The organism is Caballeronia sp. LjRoot31, from assembly GCF_964253885.1.
In the GTDB taxonomy this organism is placed as follows: Bacteria; Pseudomonadota; Gammaproteobacteria; order Burkholderiales; family Burkholderiaceae; genus Caballeronia.
Window position 1 is genome coordinate 2,128,575 of the sequence record NZ_CAXURX020000001.1, and the last position, 19,557, is coordinate 2,148,131.

15 protein-coding genes are annotated in these 19,557 nt (G+C 60.4%); 10 read left to right on the top strand and 5 right to left on the bottom strand.

Going from position 1 to position 19,557, the window contains the following annotated elements; genetic code table 11:
- Positions 1–252 precede the first annotated feature (252 nt).
- The gene (purL, locus tag ACSQ8V_RS09430) at positions 253–4,311 is read left to right on the top strand and encodes a phosphoribosylformylglycinamidine synthase (RefSeq protein WP_436205547.1); all 4,059 of its coding nucleotides are present in this window, start codon (positions 253–255) and stop codon (positions 4,309–4,311) included.
- Positions 4,312–5,492: 1,181 nt separating this feature from the next.
- Here purL and ACSQ8V_RS09435 read toward each other — a convergent pair.
- The 5 genes from ACSQ8V_RS09435 to ACSQ8V_RS09455 form a co-directional block, all read right to left on the bottom strand.
- The gene (locus ACSQ8V_RS09435) at positions 5,493–6,275 is read right to left on the bottom strand and encodes a peptidylprolyl isomerase (RefSeq protein ID WP_213768261.1); all 783 of its coding nucleotides are present in this window, start codon (positions 6,273–6,275) and stop codon (positions 5,493–5,495) included.
- 108 nt (positions 6,276–6,383) lie between these two features.
- On the bottom strand, positions 6,384–6,707 hold the full coding sequence (locus ACSQ8V_RS09440) for a BolA family protein (RefSeq protein WP_089160311.1): 324 nt from the start codon (positions 6,705–6,707) through the stop codon (positions 6,384–6,386).
- A complete protein-coding gene (locus tag ACSQ8V_RS09445) occupies positions 6,704–7,243 on the bottom strand; it encodes a septation protein A (RefSeq protein ID WP_089160312.1) in 540 nt (179 codons plus the stop codon). Before ACSQ8V_RS09445 ends, ACSQ8V_RS09440 begins: the two co-directional genes overlap by 4 nt.
- Before the next feature lie 233 nt (positions 7,244–7,476).
- Complete coding sequence (msrB, locus tag ACSQ8V_RS09450) at positions 7,477–7,908, bottom strand: peptide-methionine (R)-S-oxide reductase MsrB (RefSeq protein ID WP_213768264.1); 432 nt, start codon at positions 7,906–7,908, stop codon at positions 7,477–7,479.
- 86 nt (positions 7,909–7,994) lie between these two features.
- On the bottom strand, positions 7,995–9,569 hold the full coding sequence (locus tag ACSQ8V_RS09455; protein ID WP_436205548.1) for a protein adenylyltransferase SelO: 1,575 nt from the start codon (positions 9,567–9,569) through the stop codon (positions 7,995–7,997).
- Between the two features lie 166 nt (positions 9,570–9,735).
- Here ACSQ8V_RS09455 and ACSQ8V_RS09460 point away from each other — a divergent pair, with 166 nt between their 5' ends.
- From ACSQ8V_RS09460 to ACSQ8V_RS09500, 9 genes are all read left to right on the top strand, one after another.
- Positions 9,736–11,394 carry a 3-(methylthio)propionyl-CoA ligase gene (locus ACSQ8V_RS09460; RefSeq protein ID WP_436205549.1) on the top strand — a complete coding sequence of 553 codons (1,659 nt, stop codon included), beginning with the start codon at positions 9,736–9,738 and terminating at the stop codon, positions 11,392–11,394.
- Positions 11,395–11,647: 253 nt separating this feature from the next.
- On the top strand, positions 11,648–13,732 hold the full coding sequence (locus ACSQ8V_RS09465; protein WP_436205550.1) for a 3-hydroxyacyl-CoA dehydrogenase NAD-binding domain-containing protein: 2,085 nt from the start codon (positions 11,648–11,650) through the stop codon (positions 13,730–13,732).
- Positions 13,733–13,766: 34 nt separating this feature from the next.
- Positions 13,767–14,393 (top strand): bifunctional nicotinamidase/pyrazinamidase, encoded by a 627-nt coding sequence (gene pncA / locus ACSQ8V_RS09470; protein WP_436205551.1) that lies wholly within the window; start codon positions 13,767–13,769, stop codon positions 14,391–14,393.
- Positions 14,394–14,482: 89 nt separating this feature from the next.
- Complete coding sequence (locus ACSQ8V_RS09475; RefSeq protein ID WP_436205552.1) at positions 14,483–15,661, top strand: acetyl-CoA C-acyltransferase; 1,179 nt, start codon at positions 14,483–14,485, stop codon at positions 15,659–15,661.
- Between the two features lie 76 nt (positions 15,662–15,737).
- Positions 15,738–16,040: a Dabb family protein gene (locus ACSQ8V_RS09480; RefSeq protein WP_436181739.1), complete on the top strand. Its 303-nt coding sequence runs from the start codon at positions 15,738–15,740 to the stop codon at positions 16,038–16,040.
- Between the two features lie 4 nt (positions 16,041–16,044).
- Positions 16,045–16,509 (top strand): PaaI family thioesterase, encoded by a 465-nt coding sequence (locus tag ACSQ8V_RS09485; protein WP_213768270.1) that lies wholly within the window; start codon positions 16,045–16,047, stop codon positions 16,507–16,509.
- A gap of 59 nt (positions 16,510–16,568) precedes the next feature.
- Positions 16,569–17,576, top strand: coding sequence for an NADP-dependent oxidoreductase (locus ACSQ8V_RS09490; protein ID WP_436205553.1), 1,008 nt, complete (start codon positions 16,569–16,571; stop codon positions 17,574–17,576).
- Between the two features lie 34 nt (positions 17,577–17,610).
- The gene (locus ACSQ8V_RS09495) at positions 17,611–18,474 is read left to right on the top strand and encodes an SDR family oxidoreductase (RefSeq protein ID WP_436205554.1); all 864 of its coding nucleotides are present in this window, start codon (positions 17,611–17,613) and stop codon (positions 18,472–18,474) included.
- Positions 18,475–18,561: 87 nt separating this feature from the next.
- Positions 18,562–19,527, top strand: a complete 966-nt coding sequence (locus ACSQ8V_RS09500) for an alpha/beta hydrolase (protein ID WP_436205555.1) — start codon at positions 18,562–18,564, stop codon at positions 19,525–19,527.
- Positions 19,528–19,557 lie beyond the last annotated feature (30 nt).

Consider the following 19,557-nt stretch of genomic DNA (forward strand, 5'->3'; position numbering starts at 1 on the left):
GAAAACCCTTGCGTGGCAAGGCCCCTGAAGTGCGTCGCCGGATCGTCTCAAAAACGTTCCGGGCATATTTCAGAGATTGCGGGTGTGCCGCCAGGCCGTTTCACGGCTTGGCCCCGGGTCCGTTTTCGAGACACTTCCGGGTTATAATCCGGGACTTCCCACCGCCGGTTGCGGCACTGCCGCAACCGGCTCCGACGTCTATCGTCTCGACGTCAGCCTTGGCGAATTCGACGTCCTTTAAGCACCGTGACAATGGCCCACTTCTCGTGTTTCCCCGGCGCTTCGGCCCTCTCCGATTTCCGTCAAACCCGCCTGCTCGAAACATTGACGCGCATCGACCCGGCAATCGTCGGCGTGCGCGGCCAGTATCTGCATTTCGTGAACTCGGTCGATCCGCTCTCCGATGAAGACAGCAACCGCATCCACGCGCTGATGCACTACGGCACGCCGTTCGAGGCCAGCACCGAGCGTGGCGCGCAAGAGACCTTCATGGTCGTGCCGCGCTTCGGTACTGTTTCGCCGTGGGCGAGCAAGGCGACAGATATTGCGCATCACTGTGGGCTCACGCAGGTCCGCCGGATCGAGCGGGGCATCGAATATACGGTGATCCTGAAAAGCGGCTTGCTCGGCAGCGGCATCGGCGGCAAGAAGGCGTTGGGCGAGCAGGAGCGCGCAGCAGTTACGGCCGCGCTGCATGACCGGATGACCGAAAGCGTGGCGCCGTCGCGGGATCACGCACTGCATCTCTTCGACGAACTGCCGGCCCAGCCGCTGCAAGCCGTCGATATCCTCGGCCATGGCCGCGGCGCACTGGAAACGGCGAACGCGGAACTGGGCCTCGCGCTGGCGGACGATGAAATCGACTATCTCGTTGATTCGTTCAAGCAGTTGGAGCGCAATCCGACCGACGTCGAGTTGATGATGTTCGCGCAGGCCAATAGCGAACATTGCCGTCACAAGATTTTCAACGGGCAGTGGACCATTGACGGCGAGCCGCAGGACATCTCGCTCTTCAACATGATCCGCAACACCGAGAAGCTGAATCACGCCGGCACGATCGTCGCGTATTCGGACAACTCGGCGATCATGGAAGGCGGCACGGCCGAGCGTTGGTTCCCGCGTGGTTCGAACGAACATTACGGCCGTCACACCGAGTTGACGCACACGTTGATGAAGGTCGAGACGCATAACCACCCGACCGCCATTTCGCCTTTCGCCGGCGCGGCAACCGGCTCCGGCGGCGAGATCCGCGATGAAGGCGCGACGGGCCGCGGTGCGCGCCCGAAAGCGGGCCTGGCGGGTTTCACGGTATCGAACCTGGACTTGCCCGACGCACGCCAGCCGTGGGAAAACGCCCGCGACAGCGCCGTGCCGGTGCCGCAGCGCAATCCATCGGATACGCATGAGCCGTACGGCAAGCCGGAACGGATTGCATCGCCGTTGCAGATCATGATCGACGGCCCCATCGGCGCGGCTGCGTTCAACAACGAGTTCGGCCGGCCCAACCTGGGCGGCTATTTCCGCGCGTATGAGCAGAACGCTGCCGGGCGCGTGCGGGGTTATCACAAGCCGATCATGATCGCGGGCGGGATCGGCAATATCTCGGACCAGCACACGCACAAGATGGATTTGCCGGCGGGGTCGTTGCTGATTCAGATCGGCGGTCCGGGCATGCGGATCGGCATGGGCGGCGGCGCGGCGAGTTCGATGGCGACCGGCGCCAACACCGCGCAACTCGACTTCGATTCCGTCCAGCGTGGCAACCCCGAAATCCAGCGGCGCGCGCAGGAAGTCATCAATGCGTGCTGGCAGTTGGGCGCCGAGAACCCGATCCTGAGCATCCACGACGTGGGCGCGGGCGGGTTATCGAATGCGTTCCCTGAACTGGTCGATGGAGCGGACAAGGGCGCGCGTTTCGAATTGCGTCGCGTGCAGCTTGAGGAATCGGGTTTGTCGCCGCGCGAAATCTGGTCGAACGAAGCGCAGGAACGCTACGTTCTGGCTATCGCGCCGGAAAGCCTGCCGGCCTTCGAAGCGATCTGCACGCGTGAACGCTGCCCGGTCGCGGTGGTGGGCGTTGCGACGGAAGAACGCCAGTTGCAGTTGATCGACGACTTGAAGAGCGCGGATCAAAAGCTCGAACCCGTCGATATGCCCATGGAAGTCCTGCTGGGCAAGACGCCGAAGATGCATCGCGACGTGAAGCGCGAGGTCTTGACGTTCGAGCCCGTCGATGTGACCGGTATGGTTTTGTCCGAGATCGCGGTAAGCGTGCTCAAACATCCGACGGTCGCGAGCAAATCGTTTTTGATCACCATCGGCGACCGCTCGGTGGGCGGCACGACGGCGCGCGACCAGATGGTCGGCCCGTGGCAAGTGCCCGTCGCCGATTGCGCAATCACGACCATGGATTACGCGGGCTTCCGTGGCGAAGCAATGACCATTGCCGAGCGCACGCCGCTTGCCGTGATCGATGCACCCGCATCCGGCCGCATGGCAGTGGGCGAAGCGGTGACGAACATTGCATCGGCGCCGATCGAATCGTTGAGCAAGCTGAAGCTGTCCGCTAACTGGATGGCCGCGTGCGGCAGTCCTGGCGAAGACGCGGCGCTGTTTGACACCGTGAAGGCTATCGGCATGGAGTTGTGCCCGGCGCTGGGCATCAGTATTCCTGTCGGCAAGGATTCACTGTCGATGCGCACCAAATGGCAGGACGAGGCGGGCGTAGCGAAGGAAGTCGTGTCGCCGGTGTCGCTGATCATTTCGGCGTTTGCGCCGGTTGAAGATGTACGCCGCCAGCTCACGCCGCAATTGCAGCGTGGCACGGATACGGTGCTGATCTCGATCGATCTCGGCCGCGGCAAGAATCGTCTGGGCGGCAGCATTCTGGCGCAAGTGACGCAGCAGATCGGCGATGCGGTTCCCGACGTCGACGACGCCGAGGACCTGAAGCGGTTCTTCAACGCGATCCAGTCGCTCAATGCTGCTGGCAAGTTGCTCGCGTATCACGACCGTTCCGATGGCGGCCTCTGGGCCACTGTCTGCGAAATGGCGTTTGCGGGGCATGTGGGGGTGTCGCTGAACGTCGACATGTTGATCCTCGATCCCAACCATGAATCCGATTACGGCGATGCCAAGGACTGGGCGAAGCAGACCAGCGGCCGTCGTGAGGACCGGACCATTCGCGCGTTGTTCGCCGAGGAATTGGGCGGTGTGATCCAGGTGCCTCTGGCGGATCGCGATGCCGTGCTGGCTGTGTTGCGCGAACACGGACTGTTTGGTTGCAGCGAAGTGATCGGCAAGCCGAACGAGCGTGACACGATCGAAATTTATCGCGATGCAAAGAAAATCTACGACGCCCCGCGCCATGAGTTGCAGCGTGCGTGGAGCGAAGTGAGCTGGCGTATTGCTCGGTTACGCGATAACCCGGCTTGCGCCGATGCCGAATACGACGCGTTGCTCGATCCCGCTGATCCGGGCATCTCGCCGGTGCTGACTTTTGATCCGACGCAGGATGTATCGGCTCCGTTCCTCAACAAGGGGGCGCGTCCGCGTGTCGCGATCCTGCGTGAGCAGGGTGTCAATTCGCATCTGGAAACGGCTTACGCGTTCGACCGTTCGGGGTTCGACACCCACGACGTTCACATGAGCGATTTGCTGGAAGGGCGAGTCACGCTTGCGGACTTCGCAGGTGCGGTTGCGTGCGGTGGTTTCTCTTACGGGGACGTGCTCGGTGCGGGCGAGGGCTGGGCCAAGACGATTCGTTTCAATCCGCGTCTGGCTGATATGTTCGCGGCGTTTTTCGGTCGCACCGATACCTTTGCGCTGGGCATTTGCAATGGATGCCAGATGATGAGCAGCCTCGCTTCGATGATCCCTGGCGCGGAGGCATGGCCGAAGTTTACGCGGAACAAATCGGAGCAATTCGAGGCGCGGTTTGCATCGGTTGAGATACAAGGCTCGCCGTCGATATTCTTCGCTGGAATGGAAGGTTCGCGGATTCCGGTGGCCGTTGCGCACGGCGAAGGCTTTGCTGATTTCTCGCAGCAGGGCGACGTAGCGAACGCTTTAGTGGCCATGCGTTTCGTCGATCACCAGGGCGCTGCGACCGAGCGTTATCCGTTGAATCCGAATGGTTCGCCGGATGGGATTACGTCGGTGACGACGCCGGATGGGCGTTTTACGGTGCTGATGCCGCATATGGAGCGGGTGCACAGGAACGTGCAGATGAGTTGGACGCCAGGGGATTGGACTGGGGACGCGAGTCCGTGGTTGCGCGTGTTTCAGAATGCGCGGCGCTGGGTAGGGTGAGAGGGGTCGCTCGCGCCGGTGGACCGAGGGGTGGGTTTGCTGGCGCGGGTTGGTCGTTAGGTTTTGGGGGTGGTCGGGGTTGATGCTGGGTTGATCGGTTCTGGGGTTAGTGGTCGGGGTTTATGCCGGGTTGGTCGGTTCTGGAGTTAGTGGTCGGAGTTGATGCCGGGTTGCTGCTTTCGGCGTTAGTGGTCTGCGAGAGTCGGATTTTCTCTTTATCACTATTAGCCACTGTGCGTGGCGGCACGTCATTTCTTTGTCCAAAGCGACAAAGAAACGAAGCAAAGAAAGCGCTTTAACCGCTCTACCCTAAGTGTCCACAGCGTGCAGTTTCTATTCATAGGTGCCCCAAAAGCACGGTGCTTGCCAGAGCGACCGATGTGTGAACCCCTCCTTCTCGCGAATCCTGACATGAACACGCTTCGCCACCAGTGCTCTCGGGCAAGCACATTCGCCAAGGACTCGCACGGCCTCACGCGTACTCGTAACGTCGTGCTTTCATATGAAAACGCGTTACCGTCCGTGCTGTCGGGCAAGCACGATTTGCCCAGGAACCAGCCCGGACTAACGCGTATTTGCTTCTGCGGTTCTTCGTGGGTCAACTACTCGACCTGAGGCGTCATTTTTATGACTCACTGCCTCACGCATCCAAGACCCCGGGGCTTTTGGTGAATTGGCGATGTGGTTCGGTGTCCATACCTATTTGGAGGTAGGTTATCCGCGGATAGCGCGGGGTGTCCCTTGGGCAGGTTCAATCACTGGTGGCGAAGCGTGTGGGTATCGGTGTTCGGAGAAGGAGGGTTTCACACATCCTCCGCTCTGGCGAGCACCGTGCTTTTGGGGCACCTATGAATAGAAACTGCACGCTGTGGACACTTAGGGTAGAGCGGTTAAAGCGCTTTCTTTGCTTCGTTTCTTTGTCGCTTTGGACAAAGAAATGACGTGCCGCCACGCACAGTGGCTAATAGTGATAAAGAGAAAATCCGACTCTCGCAGACCACTAACGCCGAAAGCAGCAACCCGGCATAGACCCCGACCGCTAGCCCCAGAACCGACCAACCCGGCATAAACCCCGACCACTAACCCCAGAACCGACCAACCCACCATCAACCCCGACCAAACCCTAACGACCAATCCGCGCCAGCAAACTCACCCTTCCGGTCCACCGGCGCGAGCACCCCCTACTTGATTACAGCCTTCTTCTGCAAACCCTCTTCAAAAGCCTGCAGCTTTTCCTGCTGAATCTGCTTCGCAATCTGGTCCTTGACCTGCTCCAACGGCGGCGGCGCGACATCGCGAATGTCGTCCAACCGAATGATGTGCCAGCCGAATTGCGTCTTCACCGGCTCATCGGTCATCTCACCCTTCTTCAACTTCTCAGCCGCCGCGCCAAACTCCGGCACATACGCCTGTGGGCTTGACCAGTCCAGATCGCCGCCATTCTTGCCCGATCCCGGATCCTTCGAATACTGCTTCGCCAGATCTTCAAAACTCGCGCCAGCCTTGATCTTCGCAATCAAGTCCTTAGCCTGAGCTTCGTTGTCGACGAGAATATGGTGCAGGTGATATTCCTTGCCACCGCCGACCTGCTTGACCATGTCGTCATATCGAGCCTTGATCTCGGCATCGGTCGGCGGATTGTTCTTCACGAAATCTTCAATCAACGCACGCAAGACCACCGTCTGCTGAGCAACGGCAATCTGCGCCTTCACGTCGGGACGCGTGGCAATACCGCGTCGCATCGCTTCCTGCATCAAGATCTCGCGATTCACCAGCTCTTGACGCACGGCCGCCTGCAATTGCGGCGTGTCCTGCTGACCCTGCTGAACGAGTTGCGCGACAAGCGCATCGACACGGGATTTCGGAATCGGCGTGCCGTTCACCACGGCAATGTTCTGAGCAAACACGGGCGCCGCCGCGAACGCGGCCAGCAACACCCAGATACGGGGATTTTTTAAAATCATCAATAGTTCCTGATCAGAACGAGGGCTGGGAATCTTGGCTGAAATCTGTTGGCTGAAAGCAAAACTGAACTGAAGGACAGTTCTAAAGGACAGTTAAGTTACTAGGGGTCACTCGAACTGGTCTGCAAACTCTTCGGGTGTAAAAGCCTTGATGGCAAGCGCATGAATACCCTGCCGCAGCTCGTCGGCCAGCGCATCATACACCAGCCGGTGCCGCGCCACGCGTGGCTTCCCGGCGAATCGGGCCGCCACAATGGTAACCGTATAGTGACTCCCCGCCGAGGCTCCGGCATGGCCCGCATGCGCGGCGCTGTCATCGTCTATATGCACCGACGAAGCCTCAAGCGCCGCATTAAGCCGCGCTTCGAGATAAGCGATCTTGCCTTCGGCCGACGCGTTGACGAAGTTCTCGATAAAACCGGGGTCGCTCATTTGCCTTCGTCCTCTTTCATATACTTCGCGAGCCACAAACTCTGAGCCACGATAAACACCAGCAAACACCCGGTGGCGCCGAACAGCTTGAAGTTGACCCATTGATCGGTGGTGTAGTTGAACGCCACGAACAGATTGACCACGCCGAGAATCGCGAAAAACACGGCCCAGGCAAGATTCAATTGACCCCACACGCGATGCGGCAAAACAATCTGCTTGCCCATCATTGCTTCAATGAGATTCTTCCCGAAAGCGACTTGCGACACGATTAGCGCGCCGGCAAAAAGCCAGTAAAGCGCGGTGGGTTTCCACTTGATGAACGTATCGTTGTGCAGCACGAGCGTCGCGCCGCCGAATACGACCACCACACCCAGGCTCACCCACAGCATGGGGTCGACCTTGCGATGCCGGAACGCGACCCACGCAATTTGCACAAGCGTGGCGACAATTGCTACAGCGGTGGCGGTGTAGATGCCCCAGATCTTGAATGCGACGAAGAAGAGGAGGATCGGAAATAGATCGAACAGAAATTTCATGTCGTAGGGACGTGGAGGGCATCAATTTGAAAGCGCGCACGCGCCGCGCGTCACCGGTTCGCTACCGGCACAGCACGACGCCTGGCGAGTGAATAGCCGCAGTCAGCCGCATTTGGCCTTATCTGGCCTCAATCATCTGGCTGTAAGTCAGCCGTGTTTGAAAACGCGCGGCGAGGGTGCTCGCCGCGGCAACATCGACTCGCAGACTCACTGGCCAGCATCGCCCGACGCGCTTACTTGGGTTCGAATTGTAGCGCAGCCGAGTTGATGCAGTAGCGCAAGCCCGTCGGCGCGGGACCGTCTTCGAAGACGTGGCCCAAATGCGCGCCACAGTTCTTGCATTGCACTTCAATGCGCAGCATGCCGTGCGCACGATCGGTCTTTTCGTTGATGACTTCGCCGTTGATCGGCTTGAAGTAGCTCGGCCAGCCGCAACCGGCATCGAATTTCGTATCCGACTCGAACAGCGGTGTGCCGCAGCATACGCAGTCATACACACCGCGCTCCGTGTGATCCCAGTATTCGCCGGTAAACGGCCGTTCGGTGGCGGCGTGGCGCGTCACCTGGTACTGGATATCGGTCAATTCCTTCCGATACGCGGCGTCGTCCTTCTGCAGCGGAGCAACGGGGTCAACAGGGTCTTTCGTGAGATCGTCTCGGTTCATGGTTCTCTATCTCCAGATCTTTAGCGGCGCCCAACAAGGCGGCTCGTTTGGGCGGCTAGTTTCGGCTCATTCATTTGGGGGCTATTTCAGGAAGAGCAACTGACTTCCAGATCACTCGCCCAGTCGGGCGGCAGGCCGGCATACGCTTCAAATTCAGGTTGTTCGTCGAAGGGATGGCGCAGCACCTTTGCCAGCCGTTCAACTTCGGAAAAATCCTTCTCCTTCGCCAGGCGGATGGCGTTCTCGGCCAGATGATTGCGTAAGACATACTTTGGGTTCGCGGCGTTCATCGCGCTTGCCCGCGCTTCGTCGCTCCGTGTTTCCTCCGACAAGCGCAACCGGTAGTCGTTCGCCCAGACATCGAAAGCGGCGCGATCGAGGAACAGGTCACGCACGGGCGCGTCGCCAGAAGCGTCCGCCTTGCGCATTTTGGCCAGGTTTCGGAACGTCAGCGTGAAATCGGCGCGATTGGCGTTCATCACGTCAAACAGGCGGCTGGCGAGTTTATCGTCGCCTTCGCGAATCTCAGCCAGTCCAAGTTTCGCGCGCATACGGCGCTCGAGCGCGGGCGCAAACCGGTCCTTGAACCCTTCCAGCACCCGCTGCGCGTCTTCGATCACCTTGTCGTTGCGAGCGTCGCTGTCGTATTGCGGACCGAACAGCGGCACCAGCGCCTGCGCGAGGCAAAACAGATTCCAGTAGCCAATCTGCGGCTGCATTTTATAAGCGTACCGACCCTGCGAATCCGAGTGATTGCAGATGTGATTCGCGTTGAATCCATCGATAAAGCCAAACGGGCCGTAATCGATCGTCAGCCCGAGAATCGACATGTTGTCGGTGTTCATCACGCCATGGCAAAACCCGACGGCTTGCCAATCCGCCATCAAGTCAGCGGTGCGGTGCGTGACTTCCTGCAGGAGCGCCAGAGCGGGATCGTCGGCTTCGCGGCACTGCGGATAGAACCGGTCGATCACGTGATCGGTGAGCTTTTTCAGTTCATTGAGCCGGTCGTTCGTGTAGAAGTGCTCGAAGTGGCCAAAGCGCACGAAACTCGGCGCGACTCGCGTCACAACGGCGGCCGTTTCCATCGTTTCGCGGCGCACCGGCTGGTCCGATCCGATAACGCACAACGCCCGCGTAGTCGGAATGCCGAGATGGTGCATGGCTTCGGAGCACAAATATTCGCGTATCGATGACCGCAGCACCGCCCGTCCGTCGCCCATGCGCGAATACGGCGTGCGTCCCGCGCCTTTTAGCTGCAGTTCGAAGCGCTTGCCATCGTGTTCGATCTCGCCCAGGCCGATCGCGCGGCCATCGCCAAGCTGGCCGGCCCACACGCCGAACTGGTGCCCCGAATACACCGATGCATACGGCAACTTCTCCGCCGGCCATTCCCGCGTGGGATTGCCCGCGAAAAGCGCTGCAAACGCGGGATCTTGCGCGTCGGCGGCGTTGAAACCGAGTTGCGCGGCGGTATCGGCGGAAATGCCCACCAGATAAGGGTCCGGCAACGGCGCAGCGGGCAGGCGGGTGAGAAAGGCGGCGCCGAGTGAAACGAACGCATCCGGCCTATCGGTTTCGATCGATGCAAGCAGTGAATCCACGGGAGCAAGGCTTGCGGGTTCGGCGACTGCTGCGGTGCTGCTTGGGGAAAACGACATATTGAGCACCTCATGATTAACCGATATTGTAAATCCGCGCTCGCGCCGCTGCACAAGCCCGCGCCGGGCCGCTCTCACATTGGCTGCGACACCAAATTAAGGTATTAGTCCAGGTAGTAGATCAGGCATCAAAAACCGTGCATCCGGACTTGTGAGGAACTCGCCCATGACGTCGCCGCTTTTCGGCCAGATGATGGATGTACCGCTGCTCGCTTCATCGTTGTTATCCCACGCTGCACGCCATTTCGGCGATACCGAGATTGTCTCGCGCCGCATTGAAGGCGACATTCATCGCTACACCTGGCGCGATTGCGAAAAACGCGCGAAACAACTGTCGCAGGCGCTGATCGGGCTGGGTGTGCAACCGGGCGAACGCGTTGGCACATTGGCGTGGAACGGATATCGCCATCTGGAATGTTATTACGGCGTGACCGGCATGGGAGCCGTCTGTCACACCATCAACCCGCGGCTTTTTCCCGATCAGGTTGCGTTCATCGTCAATCACGCCGACGACGAATACGTCGCGTTCGACATGACGTTCGCCACGCTCGTCGACATCATCGCGCCGCAGTGTCCGAACGTGAAGGGCTGGATTGCGCTCGGCGACGAGACTTGCATCAGCACCCATCTCGCCGATATGGCCACGCCCGCGCTCAGCTATGAAACGCTGATCGGCAAATGCGACGGCGACTACGCGTGGCCGGTCCTCGACGAACGCTCGGCATCGTTTCTTTGCTACACGTCTGGCACGACCGGCAATCCGAAGGGCGCGCTTTACACGCATCGATCGACCGTCTTGCATGCATTCGCCGCATCGCTTCCCGACGCCATGGGCTGTTCCGCCCGCGATGCAATCCTGCCCGTCGTGCCCATGTTCCACGTCAACGCGTGGGGCATTCCGCACGCCGCGCCGCTGGTCGGCGCAAAGCTCGTGCTGCCCGGCAATTGTCTCGATGGCAAAGCGCTCTACGAACTCATGGAAGCCGAAGGCGTGACGTTTTCGGCAGGCGTGCCGACGGTCTGGCTCGGCTTGCTGAACTACATGAAGCAGGCTGGCGTGCGCTTCAATACGCTCAAACGCACGGTGATTGGCGGCTCGGCTTGTCCGCCGGCCATGTTGCGCAGCTTCGAGGACGACTATGGCGTAGAGGTGATTCATGCGTGGGGCATGACGGAGATGTCGCCGCTCGGCACGCTCGCCAAGCTCACCTGGAAGCAGCAGCAACGCTCGCCGGAAGAGCGGCGGCATCTGCGCGAAAAGCAGGGTCACGTTATGTTCGGCGTGGACATGAAAGTCGTCGGCGATGACGGCCAGGAACTCCCTTGGGACGGCACGTCGTTTGGCGATCTGCATGTGCGCGGGCCGTGGGTAATCGACCGGTATTTCCGCAAGGAGGTTTCGCCGTTGATCGACGGCTGGTTTCCGACGGGCGATGTCGCGACTATCGATGCCGATGGTTTCATGCACATCACCGATCGCAGCAAGGACGTGATCAAGTCGGGCGGCGAATGGATCAGTTCGATCGACTTGGAGAACGTGATGATGTCGCATCCGCAGGTGGCGGAAGCGGCGTGTATTGCGTGTTCACATCCGAAGTGGACGGAGCGGCCGCTGGTGGTGGTCGTGCTGCGTCCGGACGCGACCGTCACGCGTGAGGAACTGCTCGCGTTCTACGACGGCAAGGTGGCGAAATGGTGGAAACCGGACGATGTTGTTTTCGCCGATGAACTCCCGCATACGGCTACGGGCAAGCTACAGAAGCTCAGGCTAAGAGAGTTGTATAGGGAGCATGTGCTGCCGACGGTTGATGAAAAAGTGGTTTGAGTTTTTGTCTGAATCTTAGTTTCCGGGCTCTTTCGCTTTACCGGGCTGCCGGCGCGCAGCCCGGTTTTCTTCGCTCGACCCTTCGAAGCTCTTCGAAGTTTATCTCCATCCCAAAATAACAAAATTGAACGAGCGTTCTTTTTTGTGTATTCTTCTCCGGGTAACTCACAATCCCAGCGACACGGTAATCAGCGCTTTCCGGGAGTTTCCCGGAGAATCTGACTATCGGCAGGCATCGAATGGAGGTAGACAAATGGCAGTGGACTACACGACTCGCGACGGCATCGCCGTTATTACGCTGAACAATCCGCCGGTGAACGGCCTCGGGTTTTCCACCCGGCTTGGGCTTGTCGAGGGCGTTGAAAAAGCGCAGGCGGACGCGTCCGTCAGCGCGATCGTGATCATCGGCGCGGGCAAGGCGTTTTCCGGCGGCGCCGATATCACCGAATTCAACACGCCCAAGGCGACTCAGGAACCCACGCTGCATACGGTCATCAAGGCCGTGGAAGGCAGCACAAAGCCTGTTGTGGCCGCAATCCACAGCGTGGCAATGGGCGGCGGGCTGGAACTGGCGCTGGGCGCGCATTATCGGGTGGCATCGGCGGGGGCGCAGATCGCGTTGCCCGAAGTCAAGCTCGGCATCCTGCCTGGCGCAGGCGGCACGCAGCGCTTGCCGCGCGCGGTCGGTCTGGAAACGGCGCTGAACATGATTGTGTCGGGCGCGCCGGTGATGTCGGAGAAACTGGCCGGAACGGGCTTGTTCGATCACATGGCGCAAGGCGATCTGCTCGACGAAGCCGTCAAATTCGCGCAAAAAGTGGGCGCGCAAAGCGGCCCGCATCCGAAGGTGCGTGATCGCAAGATCGAGCATCTGAACGCTGAAGGGTTTATCCAGTTCGCGCGCAACGGCGTCACGCCGCTGGCGAAGAACTTTCCGGCGCCGCTCAAATGTATCGATGCAGTGGAAGCCGGCGTGAAGCTCGGTTTCGATAAAGGCCTGGCCGTCGAACGCGAATGTTTCGTGGCGCTGGTGCAAACGCCCGAAAGCCGCGCGCTGCGCCACGCGTTCTTCGGCGAACGCGCGGCGAGCAAGATTCCCGACGTGCCTTCGAGCACACCCGTGCGCAAGATCGAACGCGTTGGCGTGATCGGCGCGGGGACGATGGGCGGCGGCATCGCCATGAATTTCGTCAATGCGGGACTGCCGGTGACGCTGCTGGAGACGAAGCAGGAAGCGCTGGACCGTGGGCTTGCCACTATCCGCAAGAACTACGAAAGCGCCGTGAAAAAAGGCCGTCTGACTGCCGAGAAACTGGAAGAACGCATGGCGCTGATCACGCCTACGCTCGCTTATGAGAACCTCAAGGACGCCGACCTGATCATCGAAGCGGTGTTCGAAGAACTCGGCGTGAAAGAGCAGGTGTTTTCGAAACTCGATCAGGTCGCGAAGAAGGGGGCGATCCTGGCGTCGAATACGTCTACGCTCGATGTCGACAAGATTGCCGCGTTCACCAAGCGTCCCGAAGACGTGGTCGGCATGCACTTCTTCAGCCCGGCCAACGTGATGAAGCTGCTGGAAGTCGTGCGCGGCGCGAAGACATCGAAAGACGTGCTCGCCACCGTCATGCAACTCGCCAAAAAGATAAAGAAGACGGCCGTGGTGTCGGGCGTCTGCGATGGTTTTATCGGCAACCGGATGATCGAGCAGTATCTGCGTCAGGCGCTTTTCATGCTCGAAGAAGGCGCGTTGCCGGCGCAAGTGGATCGCGCGATCGAAAAATTCGGGTTCGCGATGGGACCGTTCCGCATGAGCGACCTCGCGGGCAATGACATCGGCTGGGCGATTCGCAAGCGCCGTTATCAGGAGAAGCCGGACCTGAAGTATTCGAAGATCGCGGACCGCTTGTGCGAGACCGGGCGCTTCGGACAGAAGACCGGTGCGGGGTGGTACGACTACAAGGCAGGGGACCGCACGGCGCATCCGTCGAAGATTGTCGACGACATGATCGTTGCGTATTCGAAGGAACAGGACGTCACGCGCCGCAAGATTTCTGACGATGAGATTGTTGAACGGCTGGTGTTCGCGCTCGTCAATGAAGGTGCGCTGATCCTGGAAGAAGGGATTGCATCGAAGGCCTCGGACATCGACATGGTCTATCTGACCGGCTACGGTTTCCCGCTGTATCGCGGCGGACCGATGCTGTATGCGGATACGGTCGGCCTGTACAACGTCGAACGCGCGATGCGCAAGTATGGGGCCCAAGCCAACGGCGATGCATGGAAGCCCGCGGCGCGCGTGACCGAACTGGCCGCAGAAGGACGCGGCTTTAACAGCTAGATTCAACAGCTAGACACAACCGGTGAGATTCGCGATGAAAGGCGCTGACGAAGTCCTGCTTGTGATCGATGTCCAGAATGATTTCATGCCTCGCGGCGCATTGCCGGTCGCTCATGGCGACGAAGTCGTGCCTGTGATCAACCGCCTCGCGCGTGCGTTTTCGCATGTGGTGGTGACACAGGACTGGCATCCGGCGAAGCATGTTTCCTTCGCCGAGAATCACGCGGGGCGCGCGCCTTTCGACATGGCCACGCTGAGCTACGGCCAGCAGGTTTTGTGGCCGACCCATTGTGTGCAAGACACGGACGGCGCGGCGCTGCATCGCGATCTGGACGTGCCGCATGCACGGCTGGTGATCCGCAAGGGTCATCACGTGGACGTCGATAGTTATTCGGCCTTCATGGAGGCTGATCGCCAAACGCCGACGGGCCTCACGGGTTATCTCCGCGATGTCGGCGCGAAGCGGGTCTATTGCTGCGGGCTGGCGACGGATTATTGCGTCGCGTGGTCGGCGCTCGATGCGCGCAGCGCGGGTTTCGAAGCGGTCGTTATCGACGATGCCTGTCGCGCGATCGACCTCGACGGCTCGCTTGCGCGCGCGTGGGAACAGATGACGACAGCGGGTGTATCGCGAATCGGATCGACGGACTTGCTACGCTGAACGGCAGGTTGAACTAGCGGGCTTAATTTAAAAGCCGCCGGGTTTAGCCAAATGAACCAACACTATTCGTATTCGAAGTGGAGACAAGCATGACTGACGCGGTAATCGTATCGACGGCACGCACGGGCCTCGCCAAATCCTGGCGCGGCGCATTCAACATGACCCACGGCGCGACGCTCGGCGGCCATGCCACGCAAGCGGCGGTGGCGCGAGCGGGCATTGACCCGGCGCGCGTGGAAGACGTGATCATGGGATGCGCGAATCCGGAAGGCGCGACCGGCATGAACATCGCGCGGCAGATTGCGTTGCGCGCGGGTTTGCCGGTCAGCGTGCCGGGCATGACCGTGAACCGCTTCTGCTCGTCGGGGCTGCAAACCATCGCGCTGGCGGCGCAACGCGTGATCGCCGGCGAGGGCGATGTCTATGTGGCGGGCGGCGTGGAATCCATCTCGTGCGTGCAGAACGAGATGAACCAGCACATGCTGTTCGATGGCTGGCTCAAACAACACAGGCCCGCCATCTACTGGTCGATGCTGCAGACGGCCGAGAACGTCGCCAAGCGTTACGAGATATCGAAAGAACGGCAGGACGAGTACGGCGTGCAATCGCAATTGCGCGCCGCTGCGGCGCAAGCGGCAGGCAAGTTCAATGACGAAATCGTGCCTATCACGGTACTTGCCGGTGTCGCCGATAAAGCCACGGGCCGCATGTTCACGAAGGAAGTCACGCTGGCCGCCGATGAAGGCATTCGCGCTGATACGACGCTCGAAGGGGTATCGAAGATTCGCACCGCGATGCCCGGCGGCGTGGTCACGGCGGGCAATGCAAGCCAGTTCTCCGATGGCGCGTCGGCATGTGTGGTGATGAACGCTACGCTGGCAGAGAAAGAAGGGCTGAGGCCGCTGGGGATTTTCCGGGGGTTTGCGGTCGCCGGATGCGAGCCGGATGAAATGGGGATTGGCCCCGTGTTCGCCGTGCCCAAACTGTTGAGGAAAGCGGGCCTTAAAGTCAGCGATATCGACCTGTGGGAACTGAACGAAGCGTTCGCCGTGCAAGTGCTGTATTGCCGCGATACTTTGGGCATCCCGGCTGATCGACTTAACGTGAACGGCGGCGCAATTGCGGTGGGGCATCCATACGGCGTGTCGGGCGCGCGGCTCACGGGGCACGCGTTGATCGAAGGCAAGCGGCGCGGCGCGAAGTTTGTCGTGGTGACCATGTGCATTGGCGGCGGGCAGGGCGCGGCCGGGTTGTTTGAAGTAGTGTGATTTTGACCGATCGCCCGGCGTTTTTGATACGCTTGGGCGATCGGCATAAATCATTCGCTACATTCAGGAGCCCGTCTTGCTACGTCACATCGTCATGTGGAAGTTGAAGGAAAGCGCCGAAGGCGGCACTCGCGCTGAAAACATCATCAAACTGAAAGCCAAACTCGAAAGCTGCCGCAGCATCGTTTCGGGCCAAGGCCACTTCGAAGTGGGCGTTGCGCAACCCGGTTACGAAGCCACCTGCGACGTGATCCTCGTCTCCGACTTCGACAATCCCGAAGCCCTTCAAGCCTATCAGGTCCACCCGAAGCATCTGGCGATCAAGGACTTCGTTGCAGCGGTACGTGAGTCGCGTCAATGCATCGATTACGAAGTCTGAGACCATGACCGATTTCTCCATACTCCCTGAAAGCCCGTTCGTCGATTCGCTCGGCGTGCAGCTCATCTCCGCCGAAGATGGCGCGAGCGAAGTACTGTTGCCGCTGACCGGCACGCATATGAACACCTGGGGCATTGCACATGGCGGCGTGACCATGACGCTTGCCGACGTCGCCCTCGCGATGGCCGCGCGCAGTCTCGCCGGCGACGGTATCGGCGTGGTCACCGTCGAAATGAAAGTCAATTTCATGCAACCGGGCCGCGGTGAACTCCGCGCGTTTGCCCGCGTGCTGCATCGCTCCACCACCATGGCGTATTGCGAAGGCGAAATCCGAGACAGCGAAGGCCATTTCGTCGCAAAAGCGCTCGGCACCTTCAAATACATGCGCAAGCTCGCCGTCGGCCGCGACATCGTGCAGCAACGCATCCGTTCAGATCCGTCCGCCACACCCGGTCCCAGCGACGCCTGACGCCGTTACTAGCGCACGTTGCCCCCTGATTTATCCCCGGACCGCACAGGAGTATCACGATGTCAGAACACAACTCAATCAATCGCCAGATCCTCCTCGTTTCGCGCCCCCAAGGCGCGGCAAGCGTCGATAACTTCAAACTCGTCGAGACTCCGCTTGCGCCGCTAGCCGAGGGGCAATTGCGCGTGCGCAATCATTTCCTCTCGCTCGATCCGTACATGCGCGGCCGTATGGACGACTCGAAGTCGTACGCCGCATCGCAACCGCTCAACGAGGTGATGATCGGCGGGACCGTGGGCGAAGTGGTGGAATCGAAGAATCCGAAGTTTGCGATCGGCGACAAAGTGGTCGGGGCATACGGCTGGCAGGAATTCGGTACGTCGGATGGGAAGGGCCTGCGTAAAGTCGACGACACCCTTATCCCGCTTTCAACCTATCTCGGCCCGGTCGGCATGCCCGGCGTGACCGCATGGCTTGGGCTCAACAAGATCATCGCGCCGAAAGCGGGTGAAACGGTTGTGGTCAGCGCGGCGAGCGGCGCGGTGGGAAGCGTGGTCGGCCAGTTGGCGAAAGCGGCGGGCTGCCGTGCGGTGGGCATCGCGGGCGGGGCGGACAAATGCCGCTACGTCACCGAGACGCTCGGTTTCGACGCATGCGTCGACTACAAGGCCGGCAACCTCCATGACGACCTCAAGGCGGCGTTGCCCAACGGCGCCGACGGTTACTTCGAAAACGTCGGCGGCGAGATACTGGACGAGGTTCTGTCACGCATGAATGCGTTCGGCCGGATTGCGTTATGCGGGATGATCGCAAGTTACGACGGTTCACCGATGCCGCTTAAAAAACCCGCTCTGCTACTCACGCAGCGCTTGAAGTTGCAGGGTTTTATCGTCAGCGAATCGCCGGAAGTGTGGCCCGAGGCGCTCACGCAACTCGGCGGCCTTGTTGCGCAGAAGAAGCTGCAATATCGCGAGACCATTGCGCAGGGCCTGGAAAACGCGCCGGAGGCTTTTCTCGGATTGCTCAAAGGAAAGAACTTCGGCAAGCAGCTCGTCAAGCTGATCTGAACGTTCGAAATCCAAAAGAGAGAAAGGAGACGCAGTGGATCAGTTCGACGGCAAAGTGGCCGTGATCACGGGCGCCGGCAGCGGTTTCGGCCGCGAGTTTGCATTGAAGGGCGCGGCGCTGGGCATGAAGCTCGTTCTCGCCGATGTCGATGTGAAAGGCCTCGCGGAAACGGTGGAAATGGCGCGCGGTTTGGGCGCTGAAGCGCTCGGCGTGCCCACTGATGTCTCCGATGCCACGCAGGTCGATGCGCTTGCACGCACGACTATCGATACCTACTGCGCCGTCCATCTGCTCTTCAATAACGCGGGTGTCGGCACGGGTGGTTTCGTCTGGGAAAGCAGCGCGAACGACTGGGCGTGGGTGTTCGGCGTCAACGTAATGGGCGTGGCGAATGGCGTGCGCGCGTTCACGCCGTTGATGCTCGCGCAGCAAGAGCCGGCGCATATTGTCAACACGGCGTCGGTGGCGGGCTTGCTGTCGGCGCCGGGAATGGGCGTCTATAACGCATCGAAGCACGCGGTCGTCGCGTTGACGGAGACGCTGTATCAGGACTTGAAGATCGTCGGCGGCCAGGTGGATTGTTCGTTGCTGTGTCCGGCATTCGTGCCGACAGGCATTGCGAACGCCGAGCGCGCGCGGCCCGAGGGCTTGCGTAATGACGAACCGCTGACGGCATCGCAGCGCATGGCCGGCAAGCAGCTCACGAAGGCGGTGGAGAGCGGCAAGCTCAGCGCGAAACAGGTGGCGGAACTGACCTTCGACGCGGTGCGCGACCGGCGGTTTTACGTGCTGACGCATCCGAAGATTCTGGCGTCGGTGCAACTGCGTTTCGATGACGTCGCGCAGTTGCGCAATCCGACCGATCCGTTGTCGTTGAAGCCGGAGGTGAAGGGGTAGGAGGAGGGCATTGGCGAGCTGACGCCCCGAATTCGCCGCTCTATGTCATCATCGCGAGCTTCCAACGCCCACCCATTTCCTGCTCTCATGCCGCTGAATCCTGCCATTGCACAGGTCATCGAACTCATCGCGAAGGCCAAGCGGCCGCCGTTCCACACGCTTTCGGCTTCTGCCGCGCGCGCTTCCTACGAGCGCAGTGCGCTGATCCTCGACATCGCGCCGGCCGCGATGTTCGACGTCCACGAGCTCACCATTCCCACGCGTGATCAAGCGTCCATCCGCGCACGCCTTTATCACCCGGTCGAGCCCAACTGGGCAGCCCCTGCGCCTACGCTGATCTACTTTCACGGCGGTGGGTTTGTAGTCGGCAGTATCGATACCCACGACTCGCTCTGCCGACGCCTCGCCGCTGACTCCGGTTGCGCGGTGGCATCGGTCGATTACCGGCTGGCGCCCGAGCACAAGTTTCCAACCGCCGTGCACGATGCCTTCGACGCCCTCACGTGGCTTCACGCGCAAGCGGCGTCGCTGGGCCTCGACAGCACGCGTTTCGCGGTCGGCGGCGACAGCGCGGGCGGCACGCTCGCGACGGTCAGCGCATTACTCGCCCGCGATACCGGCATCTCGCTGCGCCTCCAATTGCTGATTTATCCCGGCGTAAGCGCGCGGCAGGATACCCAATCGCATGCGCAATTCGGCGAGGGGTTCGTGTTATCGGCGAAAACCATTCAGTGGTTTTTCGCGCAGTATCTACGCGACGACAAAGACCGCGACGACTGGCGTTTCGCCCCGCTGGACGCACGCGGGCCAGTGCCGGATTTCACCGGCGTTGCCCCCGCATGGATCGCCGCAGCCGATCACGATCCACTCTTCGACGAAGACATAGCGTATGCGGCCAAGCTCGAAAGAGCGCATGTCCCAGTCGAACTGGTTCGCTACGAAGGCATGACGCACGAATTCTTCAAGATGGGCGGTTTTGTGCCGGAGGTAGCGAAGGCGCACGCGGACGCGGCAGATGCTTTGCGTCGATACATGGAAGTCACAGAGCGATAGAACCGAGCGCCGGGAGCTTTACGCGCGCAA

Bases quoted from the DNA above. Each gene is read 5' to 3' on its own strand.
- msrB (WP_213768264.1), bottom strand. From the start codon at position 7,908: ATGAACCGAGACGATCTCACGAAAGACCCTGTTGACCCCGTTGCTCCG.
- ACSQ8V_RS09445 (WP_089160312.1), bottom strand. From the start codon at position 7,243: ATGAAATTTCTGTTCGATCTATTTCCGATCCTCCTCTTCTTCGTCGCA.
- ACSQ8V_RS09440 (WP_089160311.1), bottom strand. From the start codon at position 6,707: ATGAGCGACCCCGGTTTTATCGAGAACTTCGTCAACGCGTCGGCCGAA.
- ACSQ8V_RS09475 (WP_436205552.1), top strand. From the start codon at position 14,483: ATGACTGACGCGGTAATCGTATCGACGGCACGCACGGGCCTCGCCAAA.
- ACSQ8V_RS09465 (WP_436205550.1), top strand. From the start codon at position 11,648: ATGGCAGTGGACTACACGACTCGCGACGGCATCGCCGTTATTACGCTG.
- ACSQ8V_RS09460 (WP_436205549.1), top strand. From the start codon at position 9,736: ATGACGTCGCCGCTTTTCGGCCAGATGATGGATGTACCGCTGCTCGCT.
- ACSQ8V_RS09455 (WP_436205548.1), bottom strand. From the start codon at position 9,569: ATGTCGTTTTCCCCAAGCAGCACCGCAGCAGTCGCCGAACCCGCAAGC.
- pncA (WP_436205551.1), top strand. From the start codon at position 13,767: ATGAAAGGCGCTGACGAAGTCCTGCTTGTGATCGATGTCCAGAATGAT.
- purL (WP_436205547.1), top strand. From the start codon at position 253: ATGGCCCACTTCTCGTGTTTCCCCGGCGCTTCGGCCCTCTCCGATTTC.
- ACSQ8V_RS09435 (WP_213768261.1), bottom strand. From the start codon at position 6,275: ATGATTTTAAAAAATCCCCGTATCTGGGTGTTGCTGGCCGCGTTCGCG.
- ACSQ8V_RS09485 (WP_213768270.1), top strand. From the start codon at position 16,045: ATGACCGATTTCTCCATACTCCCTGAAAGCCCGTTCGTCGATTCGCTC.
- ACSQ8V_RS09490 (WP_436205553.1), top strand. From the start codon at position 16,569: ATGTCAGAACACAACTCAATCAATCGCCAGATCCTCCTCGTTTCGCGC.
- ACSQ8V_RS09500 (WP_436205555.1), top strand. From the start codon at position 18,562: ATGCCGCTGAATCCTGCCATTGCACAGGTCATCGAACTCATCGCGAAG.